The sequence below is a fragment of the Ammoniphilus sp. YIM 78166 genome (genome assembly GCF_004522215.1).
GTDB lineage: Bacteria > Bacillota > Bacilli > Aneurinibacillales > RAOX-1 > YIM-78166.
Genome location: NZ_SDLR01000002.1, coordinates 296,407 through 315,518, shown reverse-complemented (window position 1 = coordinate 315,518; position 19,112 = coordinate 296,407). Strand labels below are relative to the sequence as shown.

Sequence of the window (19,112 nt, the reverse complement as noted above, 5' to 3'; positions counted from 1 at the left end):
CTAATTTCTCCGGTTTGGTCACAAACTCAGGAGGTTTGATCACAAACGGGTAATTGTTTCAAGTTGCCATCCATAAAAAAAGCAGCCATGCGGCTGCTTTCTCACTCTAACCTAATTTACTTAAAGCCCTACGGCTCGCTTCAATCGTCTTTTCAATATCTTCATCCGTATGGGCAGTGGAGACAAACATCCCTTCAAATTGGGACGGAGGAAGAGAGATTCCTTCCTCGACCATCAAGCGGAAATAGGCGGCGAATCTTTCGAGATCGCTGGTCTTAGCTGCCTCGTAATTCATAACAGGTTGATCTGTAAAGAACAAGCACACCATCGAACCAACTCGGCTGATATAGTGTGGGATGTTTAACTCTTCACAGTTAGCCCGAATTCCCTGCTCTAATCTAGCCGATTTTCGCTCTAGTTCTTCATACACACCCGGCTTCCCTAGCTCTTTGAGTGTCGTGTAACCCGCTGCCATCGCAAGGGGGTTTCCGGAGAGCGTCCCTGCTTGATAAATCGGTCCAGCCGGTGCAATCTGCTCCATGATCTCTCTTCGTCCACCATATGCACCAACAGGAAGCCCTCCACCAATCACTTTCCCAAGGGTAGTTAAGTCTGGAGTAATATTAAATCTTCCTTGCGCACAATGGTAATCGACGCGGAAGCCCGTCATCACTTCATCAAAGATAAGTAAGGTTCCATATTGTTGGGTGATTTCACGCAACCCTTCTAAGAAACCTGGCACAGGGGGTACAACTCCCATATTCCCTGCAACTGGCTCCACGATCACCGCTGCTAAATCTTGACCATAACGCTCAAAGGCAAGCTGAACACTTTCCATGTCGTTATAAGGAACCGTGATAGTATGACCGGCAACATCACTTGGAACACCTGGGCTATCGGGAAGAGCTAAAGTAGCCACGCCCGAACCTGCTTTGATCAACAAACTATCCGCGTGCCCATGATAACAGCCTTCGAATTTCAAGATCTTATTTCGCTTGGTATAGCCTCTCGCTAAGCGCAATGCACTCATTGTTGCTTCCGTACCAGAATTAACCATGCGAACGACTTCAACGGATGGAACAATGTCAATGACCAGCTTGGCCATCTCCGTTTCCAATTGGGTAGGCGCTCCAAAGCTTGTCCCTTTTTCCGTCACAGACTTGATTGCTTCCGTTACAGCAGGATGAGCGTGCCCAAGCAATAGAGGTCCCCAAGAACCAACATAATCTATGTACTCATTTCCATCTACATCATAAACCTTAGATCCTTTTCCAGATTCCATAAACAGTGGCGACATTCCTACGGAACGAAACGCACGAACCGGACTGTTCACTCCCCCTGGAATATACTTCTTCGCTTCATCAAAAAGTTTTTCGGACTCCACATGACTCTTCGTCATGATAACACCTCCTACATGATGAAGTGGGAGAGCTCCCTCTCCCACAGATCTTACTTTTCATTCAACCATCTTACAGCGTCTTTTGCAAAATAAGTTAAGATCAAATCCGCACCAGCGCGCTTAAAGCCTACCAGCAGCTCTAGTGCGACTGATTTTTCATCCAACCACCCATTCGCCGCTGCAGCCTTGATCATGGAGTATTCTCCACTTACATTATAAGCCACTACGGGAAGGTCAAACTGATCGCGTACTAGACGGATAATATCCATGTAAGCCATCGCGGGCTTAACCATGAGGAAATCGGCTCCTTCGTTTACATCCGAAGCGGCTTCACGCAGGGCTTCCCGCATATTGGCCGGGTCCATTTGATACGTCTTTCTGTCGCCAAACTGCGGGGTAGAATGCGCTGCATCCCGGAATGGCCCATAAAAGGAGGAGGCATATTTTACGGCATATGACATAATCGGAATATGGGCGAAGCCAGACTCATCAAGACCTGCTCGAATAGCGGCTACAAAACCATCCATCATATTAGATGGTGCGATAATATCCGCCCCGGCTTGCGCCTGGGAGATCGCTGTTTTAACTAGCAGTTCTAAGCTTGGGTCATTATCTACTACCCCATCCTTAATGACCCCACAATGGCCATGGTCTGTATATTGGCAAAGACAGGTGTCAGCAATGACGACGAGACCAGGAGCCCATTCCTTAATTTTGCGGATCCCTTGTTGCACGATCCCACACTCATGATAGGCCTGTGTTCCAATTTCATCCTTATGATCCGGTACCCCAAACACGATAACGGATTGAATTCCTAAAGAGACAACCTCCTCAATTTCTTCCTGAAGTTGATCTAAGGAGTAATGATACACCCCTGGCATAGAAGGAATCTCTTGCTTCTTCCCTTCTCCTTCTACTATAAATAACGGGTATATAAAATCACTCGCCTGCAACTGTGTTTCACGAACCAAATTTCTCATTCCTGCCGAGTTTCGTAAACGGCGATGACGATCAAAGCTCATAGACATACTCCTCCATCCCTATAACTTGGTTAATACTTGGACTAATCCATCAATCGTATAGTCGGTAGCTACACGATCCACTTTTAGACCTAACTTCTCAGCTGTTTCCGCAGTAATGGGTCCAATACAAGCAATTTTAGCTTTAGCCAATAGCTTATCACGATTCTGCCCACGCAGTAGCTCACAGAAATTCCGAACTGTAGATGAACTAGTAAAAGTAATAATATCAATCTGGCCTGACTGTAACATCTCAATCATTTGATCAGCACCGTCCGAGCTAATCACGGTTTCGTAGACCACAATTTCGGTTACGTTCATCCCACGCGCTCTAAGTTCCCGAGGAAGAATGTCGCGAGCTATGTTGGCACGGGGAAGCAGCACCCGATCCCCAGGTTGAAGGACTCCTTGCAATGATTCAAGAAGTCCTTCTGCTTTAAATTCAGCTGCCACAAGATCCGAAACCTTCCCCATTCGTTTCAGAATCTCGGCTGTTTTCGGTCCCACTACCCCAACTCTAGCTGTAATGTGAGAAAACTCAAGCTGAGCTTTTTGCACTTGCTCCACAAAAAACTCTACTCCGTTTGTGCTTGTAAACAGAATCCAATCAAACTGGTGAATCTCCTTCAGTGCCTGTTGCACGGGTAAAAGATCACGAGGTGGCTCCAATTGTATCAGTGGAAACTCCATCGGTCTTCCGCCTAACGCTTCAATCTGCCGGGAGAGATCACTTGCTTGTGCTCTCGAACGGGTAACTAAGACGGTTTTCCCTTGCAGTGGTTTCACTTCTGGTATCATATATGGTTTTCCTGGCGGACCTTATCCAATATTTCAGAGGCACCCTTCTCAATCAGAAGCTGACCAAGCCTACGACCGATCTCTTCGGGCTTGTCTCCTTGAATGGCGTCTTTCAGGACAAGTGTGCCATTAGGTGACGCGACTAACCCCGTTAAGGCACAGAGTCCTTCCTCTGTTATTTGGGCGTAAGCTCCTATTGGAACCTGGCACCCTCCTTCAAGCGTATTGAGGAAAGCTCGTTCTGCACGAACAGCTTTCTCCGTGACCGGATCGTTAAACTTAGCAAGCAGCTCCATGACTTCTTTATCCGCTTCCCGGCATTCAATGCTAAGCGCGCCTTGTCCTACGGCTGGAAGGCTAATTTCTACAGGCAGGAATTGCGTGATTTGCCCTTTCCATTCCATTCTTTCCAATCCGGCAGCCGCTAGAACGATTGCATCATAATCCTCTTCATGAAGCTTCCGAATGCGAGTATCAATATTTCCTCGTATCCACTTAATGTTGAGATCTCCACGATGAGCAAGCAATTGAGCACTTCTTCTAAGGCTGCTTGTCCCAATGGTGGCGCCATGCGGCAGCTCATCTAAACTTTTTCCATCCTTGCTGATTAAAACATCGCGTACATCCACTCGAGGAGGAACAGCACCAATGGTTAACCCTTCAGGAAGTAGGGCCGGCATATCCTTCATGCTATGTACTGCCATATCAATATCCCCATCTAATAGCGCTTGCTCAATTTCTTTTACGAATAATCCTTTTCCACCCACTTTAGAGAGGGTCACATCTACAATTTGATCTCCTTTTGTAACAATCTTTTTGATCTCAAACTCAAAAGGAAGACCGAGTGCTTCAAGCTGACGAATCACCCATTTCGTTTGAGTTAGAGCTAGGGCACTTTGTCTTGAACCAACGATAACTTTTCTCATTTATAGACCTCCATCTTCTAGCACTATCTCAACCATTGGTGAAAGGAAGAGAGGGAGCCAGAGATTAAATAATTTAATAGCGTTAAAGCAAAGGCAGCGACATTGAGCTGGGCAAGCTTCTTCCCTTGCCAATCAAACGTAATTCTACGGTATAGGTATAGGCTGTAGATCCCTACCACCAACAACGACATCATGACCTTAGGGTCGAACCAAACCGACTGACCTACAACGTGGGCCCAGATTACCCCAAGAATGACAGCAAGGAGTAGAGCTGGTACACCGACCATGGTCAATCGATACGCGTATAAATCCAGTTGACCTAAGCTGGGAAGTCGACGGAACAGAGGAGTCCATTTTTTTTGCTTCAGCATCTTGTTTTGGACGAGGTACATCACTGAGAGTATAAACGAGATAGAAAAAGCCGCATAGCTGAAAAACGCTAAACTAATATGAATAAATAGTAGCTCGGATATGAGCTGCTCGGAAAGCGCAGGTGTCGCTGCCGGGTTAGCAAAAAGAGTTACTGCCATTACAACAAAACCGATAATATTTGTAAAGAAAACTAAAAAATCCATTTTAAAAAAATAATTGATGGTTAAGGAAAGGCTTACCATGATCCACGAGTAAAAAAAGAGAGTTTCAAACAAGGTAAGAATAGGAAAATATTCCTTGGTGAATATTTGCGAAACAAAGAAAATGGACTGTAGAACCCAAACAATAGCAAGCAACCAGAAGGCCGTTTGATTGACTTTCCGGTTGCTTTGTATAAAATCTGAAAAATACATAAGAACACTCAAGGCATAGATATAAATGGTTAGATCATACATCCAGCTCTGTATTGTCAAAGTATCATGACTCCCTTCTTTAGGAGCGGACTACGGCCTCACTGACATTGAGAGTCGGTATGCGCACATCTGCTACTTCCGTTTCTGCTCTTTGTTGTTTCAGTTTATTTTGTTTTTCTAATTCCGCCTCTAGAGCAAAAATCTTCACAAAAAGATCGAGTGCTTCGTCTCCTCTGGACTGAGCGGCCATTTCTTTCATACGAACTAACGGATCGTGAAGCATCTGATTCACAATCGTCTTGGAATATTTACGGATAATCCGCAACTCCTTCTCCGTTAGATCAGGCAGCTTATTCTCGATGTGCTTCATCGCTTCTTCTTGGATTTGAAGAGACTTTTCCCGAAGAGCGGTGATAACGGGCACCATACCTAGCGTATTTAACCAGGATTTAAAAGAAGCAATTTCTTCTCCAATCATATATCCAATTTTTTCGGCTTCACGAACCCTTTCTTGGCGATTCGCTTCAACGATACCTTCTAAGTCATCAATATCATAGAGAAATACGTTATCGAGTTCATTAATAGCAGGATCCAAGTCTCTCGGTACAGCAATGTCAATCATAAACAACGGTCTATGATTACGCTTCTTAGAGATCGCTTGAATGTCTCGCTTCGTCACGACATAGCCATCTGCACCTGTTGAACTAATAAGGATATCTGCTTGAGCAAGTGCGTAAGGAAGCTCGTTAAACGTACAGGCCTCCCCATGAAACTTATCTGCTAGACTGCGTGCACGCTCGTAGGTCCGGTTCACAACGATAACCTTATTCACGCCATTGGAATGAAGATGCTTACCTGTTAACTCACCCATCTTACCGGCACCCAAAATCACAACGGTCTTCTTCTCAAAGAAACCAAAGATTTTTTTCCCTAACTCGACAGCCGCATAGCTTACAGAGACGGCATTCTTCCCGATGTCGGTCTCGGAATGAGCACGCTTAGCTAAGGTAATTGCTTGCTTAAACAAGGTGTTAAATACAGTTCCTGTTGCCTTAAGTTCTTGGCTAAGCAAAAATCCCGCACGCACTTGTCCTAGTATTTGGGTCTCTCCAAGAACCATGGAGTCCAGACCGCAAACTACACGAAAAAGGTGACGTAAGGCATCATCATTTTCTTTAATATATAAATAATCTACAAACTCTTCTTTATCAATACCAAACCATTGAGAAAGGAACGCCTTCATATAATGACGCCCGGTATGCAGTTGGTCAACAACGGCATAAATCTCTGTTCGATTACAGGTTCCTACAATGACGCATTCCTGAATATCTTTCGTTCCTCTTAAGGTCTTGACCGCTTGATCCTTCTCTTCTTCCTTGAAGGCAAATCGTTCGCGAATCTCAACAGGAGCTGTCTTATAGTTAAGTCCGATTACTAGGATGTGCATTTGGAACCACCCCACTCTCATTTATATTGTTATGTTTTATTTTAACCTATATTGAAAGAAGTAGACGTGAAAAAGATCACAACGAAACAAGCACGATAGACTTTATAAAAGTCCCCATAAATACTACGTCAACCATTATATCATGAATTAAATCTACATGCTTTGACAATTTGTGATATCTTTGTGTCCTTCACACATTGCACTTAGCTACATAAGATAGACTGAAGCCCACTAACACAAGGAGGTCGAAAGACATGAAAGCTTGGCTTCGCTATCTAGCGATCTTTACCCTCATTCTTTCTTTTGCTGTTCTTGCAGCCTGTGGCGGCACCTCTCAGCCTCACAAAATCCGTTTATTTGAAGTGACCCACTCCATCTTCTACGCCCCTCAATATGTAGCCCTTACACAAGGCTTCTTTGCCGAAGAAGGCTTAGAAGTCGAATTAACCAATGCCAATGGCGGTGATAAAGCCATGACCGCTCTCTTAAGCGGGAATGCGGAAATCATTTTGATGGGAACAGAAGCTACTATTTACGTTCATAATCAAGGAGCGACAGATCCCGCCATTAACTTTGCTCAACTCACCCAGACCGACGGTTCCTTCCTCGTTTCCCGCGAGCCGATTGACAACTTCACGTGGGATATGCTGAAGGGAAAAACGCTGATTGGTCAGCGTAAAGGCGGAATGCCGCAGATGGTTAGCGAATATGTTCAAGTCAACAATGGTGTCGTGCCATTTAAAGATGTAGAGATCATTCAAAATATTTCCTTTGCGAACCTTGGAAGTGCTTTTGCTTCTGGGACTGGTGACTATGTACAGCTCTTTGAACCCGTTGCTTCGGCCCTCGAGCTAGAAGGCAAAGGCCACGTGGTGGCTTCCTTTGGAGTAGACAGCGGAAAACTGCCGTATACTGTTTATATCACCAGACAAAGCTTTATTCAAGAAAATCCCGAGATTGTACAAAAATTTACGAACGCAGTTTATAAAGCGCAGCAATGGGTCGCTACCCACAGTATCGAAGAAATCGCCGATGCCATTTCTCCTCATTTTAGTGAGTTGAATCGAGAAACCTTGCTCAAGGTTCTGGAGCGATACAAATCCCAAGGCTCTTGGGCTACCGATCCCATCATTGATGAAGAAGAATACCAAAATTTAGAAGCGGTAATGGAAAACGCCGGTGAACTCTCTAAAAAAGTTAAGTATGAAGAGATTATTAATACAGAATTCGCGAAAAAAGCAATGGAATAACATTAGCGTGCAGGGCGATCTTTACCATGGAGGTCGTCCTTTTTCCATCATATTTTTTGTGTTCCTGGACAACCTAAAAATCACAGACAATGGTGGACAGGGGAGAACACAATGACAATCAAATCCAAGCATGGTCTGTTTTATCAATGGGGAGTAGATCTTAAAGATGCCACAAAAGGAAAACGATCCATTATCAAAACTGAGATCGGCTCTCAAGGTAGGCTTTTACTTCTTGTTAATACATTATTTTTATTAGCTGAAGCTTTATCCGGGACCTTCGTTAACGTGTATCTATGGAAAAAAGCCAACGATTACAGCTTGATTGGCTGGTATAATATTAGCTTTTTTATAGGAATGCAGTTAACCTTTATGCTATCAGGCAAATGGGTTAAAGTGTATAACAAAATGTCCTGTTTACGAATGGGGATCATTGTAGCCGCACTGTTCTACCTTGGGGTACTACTCTTAGGTGAAAGAGCCGTTTCCTTAATCTTGCCGTTAGGATTCGTTCAAGGTATCGGCCATGGATTTTTTTGGTTTGCCCTTAACATCGTTGTTTTTGAGATTACCAATCGGGAAAACCGCGATAAATTTAATGGATTGGCTGGCGTTTTCGGTTCGTTTGTCGGCATGGTTGCCCCCCTTGCCTCAGGGTACTTGATTTCCCAAAGGACCGGTATGCAAGGATACTATATGATCTTTGGCATTTCCTTAGGAATTTACATAGGGGGCGTCGTCCTGAGTTTTTTCTTCAAAAGGCGAAAATCCGGTGGCGAATTTTCACTTGCCCAAACGTACCACGTTTATAAGAAAAGCAAGACTTGGCAACGAATACTCAAAGCTATGATTGGACAAGGCATAAACGATTCTATCTTTAATTTTCTCGTGGGCATATTCGTCTACGTTGCAACCAGCAGAGAGTGGAAAGTCGGCGTATATACCTTTATTACTTCAGGCGTCGCTTTTTTCTCCTTCTATTTTGTCGGCAAATTCATTAAACCCGCTTGGAGAAGCAAGTCCTTATTCTGGGGAACCGTTATGATGTCCGCTTCTGTTCTGCCCTTATTTTATGAGGTAAACTACACTACACTCATCATTATGGGTATTGGCATCAGTTTATTCAGCCCACTCTATTTTATTCCGGCAGTCTCTATCGTGTATGATGCCATAGGACAAAGTAAAGAAACCGCTCAGTGGAAAGTCGAAAACATGATCATCCGTGAGACGGGGCTGAATATTGGACGACTGATTTCCCTTGGGGTGTTTATTGCCTTAGTAAGCTGGCGAGAGGATCCGTTGGTCTTAAGTTTCTTACTGTTGGGGGTTAGTTTGGCGCAGTTGATTACGTGGGGGTATATTCGGAGGATTAAATTGTAGCCGGGCACAATAGCGTGCCCGGTATTTTATATTCACCCCTCCCCCCACCTCCTGCATACCCTACAACAAGGAGGTGGGCGACATGTGGTCCAGCCCTGTGATCAGCTTTAATCACGTGACGAAAACTTTTATTACACGTGAGGGTGAAACTAAAGCTGTTGAGGATATTCATTTTATCGTGGGAGAGGGCGAATTTGTCAGTATTTTAGGGCCCAGCGGTTGCGGAAAAAGTACGCTTCTTTCGATGCTTTCTGGTCTATTTCCTCCTACCAAAGGAGATATCTGGATAAAGAATGAACAAGTAAAGGGACCTACTAAGGAAATCGGCTATATGCTGCAGCAGGATTACTTGCTCAGCTGGAGGACTATTAAGCAAAACATTATGCTTGGTTTAGAAATCCAAGGAGCCTTAAACGAGGAAAACGAAAAACGAGCCCTGAGGCTTCTGTCGGAGATGGGGCTACTCTCGTTTAAAGAGCATTTTCCCCATCAGCTATCGGGCGGGATGAGACAGCGTGTGGCTCTTGTTCGGACCCTGGCTACAAACCCCGATATTCTGCTGCTTGATGAGCCTTTTTCCGCACTCGATTTCCAAACTAAACTCAAGCTCGAGGATTTAGTTGTGGATACCTTGCGCAGAAAGAAAAAGACAGCCATTCTTGTCACGCACGATATCTCAGAAGCCATCGCCATGTCGGATCGGATCGTCCTATTGACCTCGAGTCCAGGACGAATCAAGTCCGTGATTGAAATACCGGATTCGATCCGGATTCCCCTTCCTTTCGATAGCAGAGAGAAGCCTGAATTTCAATCCTACTTCCAAATGGTATGGAAGGAGCTGAACAGCTAATGAAAATGCAGGGATTGAACGCATGGTTGAGACGCGGGGAACAATCACCGGAGCATGGAGACTTTCTCAGGAAGGAACGACTGTATAGCTTAACGGTGGGTGTGACACAGTTCGCTCTCCTAGTTCTATTTTTGGCTCTATGGGAAGTTTCTTCTCGTTTGGGTTGGATTGATCCCTTATTATTCAGCAGCCCTTCTCGGATATGGGCAACGTTTTGGGATATGCTTTGGCAAGGAAATCTGCACCATCATATCGGCGTCACCGTGCTCGAAACCGTTGTGGGCTTTATTGGCGGGACCGCCCTCGGTACCCTGATAGCCATCATGATTTGGTGGTCCAAATTTTTATCCCGTGTGTTAGATCCCTATCTCGTCGTCTTAAACGGGATGCCTAAAGTGGCTCTTGGTCCTTTATTTATTGTCGCTTTTGGTGGTGGATTTGCCGCTATCGTGGCTATGGCCGTTGCGATTTCAGTCGTTATTACTACGATCGTGGTTTATGGCAGCTTTCGTGAGGTAGACAGAAACTATATTAAGCTCGTGCAAACCTTTGGAGCGAATAAAGCTCAGACCTTCTCCAAGATTGTACTGCCCGCATCGTTTCCTACCATTATCGCCACGCTCAAAGTGAATGTCGGCTTGGCTTGGGTGGGGGTCATCGTAGGGGAATTTCTTGTTTCCAAGCTGGGACTCGGATACCTTATTATTTATGGCTTTCAAGTATTCAACCTAACGCTCGTTTTTGTAAGCTTGTTTATCATAGCCATTTGTGCCATGATCATGTACCATCTAGTTCAGTACTCAGAAAAACTATTGCTTCGGAACCGGGAATAAATGCCAAGAAGCCGATCTCCTTCTCAATAGGGAGGGATCGGCTTTACTCTATACCCTAAATCTTCGAACCACCCGCGACAGCTTTTCCGATTGTTCAGACAAGCTGTTCGCTTCTTTTGCCAGCTGTTGAACGCCGCCTGCTTGTTGATCCATGGACGCCGCGGCAGAAATCATCGATCCAGTAAACTCTTCAGCGATGTTCGTTACGCCATCCATAATGTTTCTTACTTCTTGGCTGTCTCGCAAAAGCATGCGGGAGTGTTCCTCGTTCGTCATGAGGTGTGCCCTCATTTTAGTGATCGTTTCATTTAATTGGTTGATGGAAACCCCTGCTTGCTGAACAATTTCTACTCCTTTGGAAATCGAGGTCACCCCTTCGGTAACGTTTTTAACGGCTTCCAGGGCATCCTTACGATTCTTAGCCAGATCTGAGAGGATATCCTCGGCAAACTTGGATGTTTCTTCGGCTAGCTTTCGAACCTCGCTTGCTACGACCGCGAAGCCTCGTCCGCTTTCTCCCGCTCGGGCTGCCTCTATGGACGCATTCAGTGCGAGCATATTCGTCTGACTGGCAATATGAGTGATCGCTGAAATTTTATGGCCGATCTGATCGGATTCATCAGCCACCTGCTGGATCATCACAGCTGACTTTTCTACAATTTTCTCAATCGCCTTCATTTGATCATCGGAGCGGGTCACCGCCTGGATTCCACTCTCGGCAATATCTGTAGCGCTATCGCTCCACTTGACCGTTTCTTCAATTCCTCTTAACATCTCGGTGGAAGCAGACACCATTTCTTGAATCATCGCATGAGAGTTCTGCAGGCTAGAGAGCTGCTGTTCGGTGCCGCTTCGAAAAGACTGCATCACACCAGTTAACTCGCTAAACGTATGGGCAAGATAGGTAGCTTCTTGTGCTTGTGACTTGCTGATCGACTCCGTCGTCTGGGCCGCGGCCGCCAACTCCTCCACGATACTCTTCATCCCCAACACCACCTTATTGAGCTCAAAGCCCATTTGACCTAGCTCATTGCGCCCATCATGAGCAGCAAGAGAGGTTAAATTACCTGCGGAGATGTTGCGAGTCAAGCGGTACCATTGAAACAGGCTCCCTCTGATTCGGCGATTCAAATACCAAGCCCCGCCTCCTCCTATCAGCAAGCTCGTCCCCGCTATTAATCCTATTCCGTTAAGAGATAAGCCAGAAAACCAAGCTGTCATTACGGCAAAGAGGCTTGGAACTACCCCTAAAGAGTAGATGGCTGGGGATAAAAAAGAATGTAACACAATACGACCCATACGAAGATTATAGCTTTTTCCTCCTACGCGAATAATCGGGGCTGAAGCATCAATCAACACTTCACCGGTATCGCGATGATAGACTTGCAGCAGTGGTATAGCTGTAGTGGCAGACTTGATCCCAACAGGATCATTAAATAACGCACCTTCCCGCATACGGTTGGTATGAATCCACGATTTCCCATCTTGGTCAACGATTACAAAGTATTCATCTTCTTGAAGCTGCTCATCGAGTACCTTACGTATCTGGGGAGTGGCCTCTTCTATGGCTGTCATTCCTTTTAATAGCGGCTCAATCCTCGCTGCGGTAAGCACCACTTTTTCCAAGGCTTTTTTCGCTTGACGGGACTTCATCATTTTTTCGCTCATGCCTATGACCTCACTTCAAAGAGTGTAAACGCTTAATTATATAGGTACTATAAGTATTCAACATGTTTTTCCAATTTTCCTGCTACTTCGACATCCTATTTTATTGTATAATAGATTCAATTTTGTATTTTTCGGAGGCATTTCTAATATGAAAAGAACGATACTAGCGGACCTTAGTCTCCTTTTGGTTGCCTTTGTATGGGGAACCACTTTTGTCATTGTGCAAAATGCTATTTCCACCCTGCCGCCTCATACGTTCAACGCGATTCGGTTTCTTTTGGCATCGGTACTCTTGTTTTGCTTTATTCGCTTGTTTTATCGTACACAATTCCATTCCCTTTCGAAAAGGATGGTCTTAAGCGGTATTCTTTTGGGCTTCTGGCTCTTTGGAGGCTATGCTTTTCAAACGGTAGGCTTGCTTTATACGACCTCTTCTAAAGCTGGTTTTATTACAGGTCTTTCCATCGTCCTCGTCCCGTTATTTTCATTACTTTTACTGAAGCAACGCCCCAAGTGGCCAGCTGTGCTAGGGGTCTTAGTTGCTACACTAGGGCTTTATCTGTTAACCTTAAGTGATTCCTTACTATTAAATTTGGGGGATGTTCTCGTCTTTCTCTGCGCCGTTTGCTTTGCCATGCAAATCATTCTCACGGGAAAGTATGCACCATCTTACCAGGCTATGGCCTTAGCCCTCGTGCAAATCTTTACGGTATCGATCCTAAGTGCCCTAGCTTCGCTATTTTGGGAAGATGGAGTACAATATATTAATCGAGATATCCTCTTACAGTCTCATGTGATAGGGGCTCTCCTGGTAACAGCAGGCCCTGCTACAGCGATGGCCTTCTTGGCTCAGACGATTTGCCAGAAATTCACTACACCTACGCGCGTAGCTCTCATCTATGCGACAGAGCCCGTTTTTGCCGCACTTGCTGGTTTTCTTTGGGCGAGTGAGATACTAGGAGTAAAGGCCCTCATTGGCTGTTTATTGATTCTTATGGGTATGATTCTTTCTGAACTTGATCCCCAACGACTCTTGAAAAAAGGAGAACTGAGAAACCATGTATAAGCTGATTACGATCGATGTCGATGATACGCTATTGAATGATGAACTGAGGGTGACGGACGCAACGCGGAACTCTCTGCGGGAAGCTATGGAGCATGGCGTAATGGTTACTTTAGCTACGGGACGCATGTTTGCTTCAGCCAAGCAGATTGCGGAACAGATTCACTTTAATGTCCCTTTAATTACTTACCAGGGATCCCTCGTAAAAAACCTATTGGATGGACAAGTTCTCTATGAACGTTTCGTTCCCGCCCCTATTACGAAGCTTCTCTATGAATATGCAAACAAGCACCAGCTGCACCTACAAGGCTATTACAATGATCAGCTCATAGCCGTGGAAGACAATGAAAGAATTAAAGAGTATTCGCGGATGGCAAAAGTCCCTTATCTCATCCAACCCGTCTCAGAGCTTGTATCCAAGCCGATGACCAAACTCTTATTTTTCGATGAACCCGAGATCCTTGATCACCATCAAAAAGAGCTTAAGGGTCTGATCGGGGATGAAGTTCATATTACGAAGTCTAAGCCTTTCTTTTTAGAGATTTTGCATAAGGAAGGAACGAAGGGAGATGCGGTTCGATTCCTGGCCCATCATTTTGACTGTGATCTCTCTCAGGTTATTGCCATTGGAGACAGCTGGAATGATCATGAAATGCTGGAAGTCGCTGGACTTGGGGTGGCCATGGAAAACGCGGTAGACTCCTTAAAGCAGATTGCGGATTATGTGACGAAGAGTAATAATGAAGATGGAATTAAGCACGTCATTGATAAGTTTGTATTTGGACGAAGCAAATAAAAAAAAGACAGTGCCAAAGAGAATTCATGCTTTGGCTCTGTCTTTTTTCATTCTACAGCCACTGGGGCATTAATTTTGTTCCAGATCTCTTTCCAGGCTTCGTCTTTTCCAAGGCCAGTTTCAGAGGAGAACAAGACCATCGTATCGCCTTTTTCAAGGTTTAAGGTTTCTTTTACAATCTTTAGATGCTTTTGCCATTGTCCTTTTGAGATCTTATCCGCTTTAGTTGCAACAATAATGACTGGAATCTCATAATGCTTCAAAAAATGGTACATATCCTGGTCATCACGGGTAGGCGGATGTCGCAAGTCTACAATTTGAACAACGGCTTTTAGTGGGCTTCGATCAATGAAGTACTCCTCGATCATCTTCCCCCACTTTTCCTTCTCCGACTTCGACACCTTGGCAAAGCCATAGCCCGGGACATCCACGAAATAAAATTCGCCGTTAATCTTATAAAAATTTAGCGTTTGCGTTTTCCCAGGTTTAGAAGAAATTCGCGCTAAATTTTTACGGTTCAGCATCTTATTGATAAAAGAAGACTTGCCCACATTAGAACGCCCAGCCAGAGCAATCTCTGGCAGGGCATCTTGCGGGTACTGCTTAGGTCCAACCGCACTGATAATAAATTCTGAGCTAGTTACTTTCATACGGGAACCCTCTTCTTGACTAACGCTTGCTCTAGTACTTGATCTAGATGCTCAACAGGAATAAAGGTAAGATCCTGGCGAACCGTCTCAGGGATATCATCAATATCCTTTTCATTATCCTTTGGCATGATGATGGTTTTCAGCCCTGCACGATGAGCTGCAAGCGACTTTTCCTTCAGACCGCCAATCGGCAGCACTCTTCCTCTCAGGGTGATCTCACCCGTCATCCCTACTTCTCTTGATACCGGTATTCCCGTTAAGGCCGAAATTAAAGCTGTTGCCATCGTAATCCCTGCAGAAGGACCATCCTTCGGAATCGCTCCTTCTGGAACGTGAATATGGATATCATTCTTCTCATGGAATTCGGGATCGATATTCCACTCGTTTGCACGAGAACGAATATAGCTGAAGGCAGCTTGTGCTGACTCCTTCATTACATCGCCTAGCTTACCGGTTAGTGTGAGCTTGCCCTTTCCTGGCAGAACAGCCACTTCAATGGTCAACGTATCTCCACCCGTTTCCGTCCAAGCAAGCCCTGTACAAGCTCCGACCTGATCCTCTGTTTCGGCTAATCCATATCGGTATTTCGGTTTTCCGACTAATTCCTCTAAGCTCTCAGCGGAAAGATCTACTTGTTCTTTCTCCCCACCCACGATCAGCTTAGCCGCTTTTCGGCAGATGGTTTCCATCATTCGATTCAGGTTTCGTACTCCAGCCTCTCGGGTATACATACGAATGATTTTAAGTAAAGCTTCTTCACTGACGATCAATTGACTGTCGGTAAGTCCGTGCTCTTCCCTTTGCTTCGGCAACAGATATTGCTGAGAAATTTTTAGCTTCTCGATTTCCGTGTATCCTGGGATATACAGCATTTCCATCCGGTCTAGCAAGGGTCTCGGAATCGTATGGACAGCATTAGCTGTTGTTATAAACATCACAGAGGAAAGATTATAAGGCTCCTCAATATAATGATCGCTGAAGGTGTCGTTTTGATTCGGATCCAAGACTTCTAACAAAGCAGCTGCCGGATCTCCTCGGAAGTCATTGGCCATTTTATCAATCTCATCCAAGAGGAATACAGGATTCACGGTCCCTGCTGTCTTCATCCCTTGAATAACACGACCAGGCATAGCCCCTACATAAGTCCTACGATGTCCACGAATCTCTGCTTCATCGCGAACACCACCTAAGGAAATACGTACAAACTCACGGCCAAGAGCGCGGGCGACAGACCTTGCTAGAGAGGTTTTTCCTACTCCTGGCGGTCCGACCAAGCAAAGAATAGGCCCCTTCAGACGGTCAACAAGCTTCTGAACCGCTAAATACTCCAATACCCTCTCTTTGGCTTTTTCTAAACCGTAATGGTCTTCATCTAATACCTTTTCGGCATTGCGGATGTCTAGGTTATCCTCCGTTTTCTTTGTCCATGGCAACGAAAGCAGCCAATCAATGTAGGTACGAATGACATTGCCTTCTGCCGAGGTAGGAGGTGTTTTTTCCAGTCGCTCGATTTCTTTCTCGATCTTCTCGATAATTCTCTCAGGGGCAGTGGATTCCTTCAATTGCTTGCGAAGCTCCTCCACTTCACCCGCTCTGCCTTCCTTATCGCCAAGTTCCTTCTGGATTGCCTTCATTTGCTCTCGAAGGTAGTATTCTTTTTGCGTTTTTTCCATCTGCTTCTTGACTCTCTGACCGATCTTGCGTTCAAGCTCCAGGACTTCACGCTCATTGTTTAAAATATCAAGAAGCTTCTCTAAGCGAGGCTTAACCTCGATCGTCTCTAGGATGTCTTGTTTGTCCTTCATCTTAAGAACAAGGTGAGACGTGATCACATCAGCTAGTCGTCCTGGCTCTTCAATATCCGAAACCGAAGCCAACGTTTCCGGTGTCACCTTTTTGGACAGCTTGATGTATTGCTCAAAAGCTTTAAGCACCGTTCTAATGAGAGCTTCCACTTCTGCCTGATCATCAACGACTTCTTCCAATATGGTGATATGTACCTCAAAGAAATCGTCTTCTTTTACAAAATTATTGATTCTCGCTCGTTTCAGCCCTTCCACTAATACGCGGATGGTGCCGTTGGGAAGCTTGAGCATTTGTTTGATCCTGGCTACTGTACCAACCTTGTAAATTTGCTCCTTTGTCGGTTCTTCCAAATGGACTTCTTCTTGGGTTGCAAGAAGGATCAGATTATCTTCGACCATGGCCTTTTCCAGTGCACGGACTGACTTTTCTCGGCCTACATCTAGGTGAAGAACCATACTTGGGAAAACCAGCAAACCTCGAAGAGGAAGCAAAGGTATCTCTCTTTCTCTATCTGTTGTTCCCATCTTGACACCTCCATGGCTCTACTATGGACATTATTGTATCTTATATTGCCTCTTGTTGTCTAATTCTTCCTCCCAATGAACTGCTTTTCATTGATTCTAAGCCTAGGATAAGGATATGGAAGAGGCGGACAACACTTCCCCAGGTGCTGGAAGCAGTACGCTCTCATTATCCTCCTGTTCATCCAACAGGGCATGACGGAAGACTTCTTCAACTCGATCCACAGCAATAATGCGAATATCATCCATCGTATCAAATATAGCTTGCCAATTCTCGCGCGGAATAATTACTTTTTTACAACCTGCTTGCTTTGCTGCTTCTACCTTGGCCACGACACCGCCAATGGGCTTCACCCGGCCATGGATACTGACTTCACCTGTCATGGCCGTATAATTATCTACGGGAACTTCGTTAATTGCTGAATAGATGGCTGTAGCCATAGTAATCCCAGCAGAAGGACCATCAATGGGAGTACCACCAGGGAAGTTAACGTGTAGGTCATAATCATCTGTTCTCAAGCCTTGGTACTTTAAGACCGTGAGCACATTTTCCACTGAACCTTTGGCCATTGACTTTCGACGAATCGTACGTTGGCGGCTTCCCATTTCCTCTTCTTCCACGACACCGGTAATAATAATTTTCCCTTGTCCCGGTGATTCCGCTTTTCTTGCTGTGACTTCAATTTCGAGCATCATCCCCATGTTGGGCCCGTAGACCGCCAATCCATTTACTAAACCCACTTGAGGTTTTTCATGCACTTTATTTTCGGCACGAGGTGATTTTTGACTGCTGTGAACTACCCATTCGACGTCTGCCCGAGTGATCATCTTGCGATTCTCAGTAATCGCTAATCCTGCTGCAATTTGGACGGTATTCACAGCTTCTCGCCCATTCGTTGCATACCTAGCAATGACATCAACAGCCCCTGGCTCTGCTTCAAAGCTAATTTTAGAAATGGCGTTTTGTGCGATTTTCTCAATTTCACTGTACAAGAGCGGTCTAAAAAAGATCTCTAGGCAGCGAGATCGAAGTGCAGGTGGAATCTCGTCCGGTGTTCGGGTGGTTGCACCAACTAAACGGAAGTCGGCGGGCAGTCCATTCTGGAAAATATCATGGATATGGCTAGGTATGGAGGGGTTTTCCTCACTGTAATAAGCACTTTCCAAGAACACTTTTCGATCTTCCAGTACTTTTAGAAGTTTGTTCATTTGAATGGGATGTAATTCACCGATTTCATCGATAAACAGCATGCCTCCATGCGCCTTCGTTACAGCACCTGGCTTAGGCTGGGGAATTCCGGCTTGGCCCATTGCCCCTGCACCTTGGTAGATAGGGTCATGAACGGAACCAATCAGCGGATCGGCAATCCCTCTTTCATCGAAGCGTGCCGTTGTGGCATCTAATTCAATAAATTTTGAATTCGCATTAAACGGGGACTGTTCATTCTTCTTTGCCTCTTCTAAAACCACACGGGCGGCAGCTGTTTTTCCCACGCCTGGTGGTCCATATATAATCACGTGTTGTGGATTAGGCCCACATAGGGCTGCCTTTAAAGTACGGATTCCGTCCTGTTGTCCGATTATGTCACTTAATTGTGAAGGTCTGGTTTTCTCAGCAATAGGCTCTGTTAGCGAAATGGCTCTAAGCTTGCGCAAAGATTCCATTTCCTTGCGTGATTCACGGTCTACCGCTGTCTTACTCGTTCTTTGATTACGTAGTAAATTCCAAAAGTAAATGCCAATAATCACGGCAAAAAACACCTGTACCACCATAAGCAACATCGACCAATTCATATAATCCCTCCCGTTAGTCTATATATCGTGTATTATTGCCTTTTGTGACAGAAAATAGTCTTCTATCGACTCTCAACTGTTTTAATCAAACAAAAAACGGCGTAAGAGAATTTCTCTTACGCCGTTTCTA

16 protein-coding genes are annotated in these 19,112 nt (G+C 45.1%); 6 read left to right on the top strand and 10 right to left on the bottom strand.

Annotated features, from left to right (window positions below; all coding sequences use genetic code 11):
• Nucleotides 1-106: 106 nt before the first annotated feature.
• Genes hemL through hemA form a run of 6 tightly spaced genes read right to left on the bottom strand, consistent with a single transcriptional unit; the run spans nt 107 to nt 6,374 of the window.
• Nucleotides 107-1,399 carry a glutamate-1-semialdehyde 2,1-aminomutase gene (gene hemL, locus EIZ58_RS07540; RefSeq protein WP_134699995.1) on the bottom strand — a complete coding sequence of 431 codons (1,293 nt, stop codon included), beginning with the start codon at nt 1,397-1,399 and terminating at the stop codon, nt 107-109.
• A gap of 50 nt (nt 1,400-1,449) precedes the next feature.
• Nucleotides 1,450-2,427 carry a porphobilinogen synthase gene (gene hemB, locus EIZ58_RS07535; RefSeq protein ID WP_134699994.1) on the bottom strand — a complete coding sequence of 326 codons (978 nt, stop codon included), beginning with the start codon at nt 2,425-2,427 and terminating at the stop codon, nt 1,450-1,452.
• Nucleotides 2,428-2,439: 12 nt separating this feature from the next.
• A complete protein-coding gene (locus EIZ58_RS07530; protein WP_167577555.1) occupies nt 2,440-3,204 on the bottom strand; it encodes a uroporphyrinogen-III synthase in 765 nt (254 codons plus the stop codon).
• Nucleotides 3,205-3,212: 8 nt separating this feature from the next.
• On the bottom strand, nt 3,213-4,142 hold the full coding sequence (gene hemC, locus EIZ58_RS07525; RefSeq protein ID WP_134699992.1) for a hydroxymethylbilane synthase: 930 nt from the start codon (nt 4,140-4,142) through the stop codon (nt 3,213-3,215).
• A 23-nt stretch (nt 4,143-4,165) separates the two neighbouring features.
• Complete coding sequence (locus EIZ58_RS07520) at nt 4,166-4,969, bottom strand: cytochrome C assembly family protein (protein WP_134700940.1); 804 nt, start codon at nt 4,967-4,969, stop codon at nt 4,166-4,168.
• Nucleotides 4,970-5,006: 37 nt separating this feature from the next.
• On the bottom strand, nt 5,007-6,374 hold the full coding sequence (hemA, locus tag EIZ58_RS07515) for a glutamyl-tRNA reductase (RefSeq protein ID WP_134699991.1): 1,368 nt from the start codon (nt 6,372-6,374) through the stop codon (nt 5,007-5,009).
• Between the two features lie 254 nt (nt 6,375-6,628).
• Between hemA and EIZ58_RS07510 the strand changes: the two genes are divergently transcribed.
• The 4 genes from EIZ58_RS07510 to EIZ58_RS07495 all read left to right on the top strand — a co-directional run bounded on the left by EIZ58_RS07510 (nt 6,629) and on the right by EIZ58_RS07495 (nt 10,684).
• Nucleotides 6,629-7,624 (top strand): ABC transporter substrate-binding protein, encoded by a 996-nt coding sequence (locus tag EIZ58_RS07510; protein ID WP_134699990.1) that lies wholly within the window; start codon nt 6,629-6,631, stop codon nt 7,622-7,624.
• A 111-nt stretch (nt 7,625-7,735) separates the two neighbouring features.
• Entirely contained in the window at nt 7,736-9,001 is a 1,266-nt protein-coding gene (locus EIZ58_RS07505; protein ID WP_134699989.1) for an MFS transporter, read from the top strand.
• Between the two features lie 82 nt (nt 9,002-9,083).
• Nucleotides 9,084-9,851: an ABC transporter ATP-binding protein gene (locus EIZ58_RS07500; protein ID WP_134699988.1), complete on the top strand. Its 768-nt coding sequence runs from the start codon at nt 9,084-9,086 to the stop codon at nt 9,849-9,851.
• Nucleotides 9,852-9,856: 5 nt separating this feature from the next.
• Nucleotides 9,857-10,684 (top strand): ABC transporter permease, encoded by an 828-nt coding sequence (locus EIZ58_RS07495; RefSeq protein ID WP_134700939.1) that lies wholly within the window; start codon nt 9,857-9,859, stop codon nt 10,682-10,684.
• Between the two features lie 48 nt (nt 10,685-10,732).
• Here EIZ58_RS07495 and EIZ58_RS07490 read toward each other — a convergent pair whose 3' ends face one another.
• On the bottom strand, nt 10,733-12,352 hold the full coding sequence (locus EIZ58_RS07490) for a methyl-accepting chemotaxis protein (RefSeq protein WP_134699987.1): 1,620 nt from the start codon (nt 12,350-12,352) through the stop codon (nt 10,733-10,735).
• Between the two features lie 148 nt (nt 12,353-12,500).
• On the opposite strand from EIZ58_RS07490, the gene EIZ58_RS07485 reads away from it, so the two are divergent.
• Nucleotides 12,501-13,418, top strand: a complete 918-nt coding sequence (locus tag EIZ58_RS07485) for a DMT family transporter (protein WP_134699986.1) — start codon at nt 12,501-12,503, stop codon at nt 13,416-13,418.
• A complete protein-coding gene (locus EIZ58_RS07480) occupies nt 13,411-14,211 on the top strand; it encodes a Cof-type HAD-IIB family hydrolase (protein WP_134699985.1) in 801 nt (266 codons plus the stop codon). The genes EIZ58_RS07485 and EIZ58_RS07480 overlap by 8 nt, the downstream gene beginning before the upstream one ends.
• A 47-nt stretch (nt 14,212-14,258) precedes the next feature.
• On the opposite strand, the gene yihA is transcribed toward EIZ58_RS07480, so the two are convergent.
• The 3 genes from yihA to lonB all read right to left on the bottom strand — a co-directional run bounded on the left by yihA (nt 14,259) and on the right by lonB (nt 18,982).
• The gene (gene yihA, locus EIZ58_RS07475) at nt 14,259-14,861 is read right to left on the bottom strand and encodes a ribosome biogenesis GTP-binding protein YihA/YsxC (RefSeq protein WP_134699984.1); all 603 of its coding nucleotides are present in this window, start codon (nt 14,859-14,861) and stop codon (nt 14,259-14,261) included.
• Nucleotides 14,858-17,191, bottom strand: coding sequence for an endopeptidase La (lon, locus tag EIZ58_RS07470; RefSeq protein WP_134699983.1), 2,334 nt, complete (start codon nt 17,189-17,191; stop codon nt 14,858-14,860). The genes yihA and lon overlap by 4 nt, the downstream gene beginning before the upstream one ends.
• A gap of 102 nt (nt 17,192-17,293) precedes the next feature.
• Nucleotides 17,294-18,982: an ATP-dependent protease LonB gene (gene lonB, locus EIZ58_RS07465; RefSeq protein ID WP_134699982.1), complete on the bottom strand. Its 1,689-nt coding sequence runs from the start codon at nt 18,980-18,982 to the stop codon at nt 17,294-17,296.
• Nucleotides 18,983-19,112 lie beyond the last annotated feature (130 nt).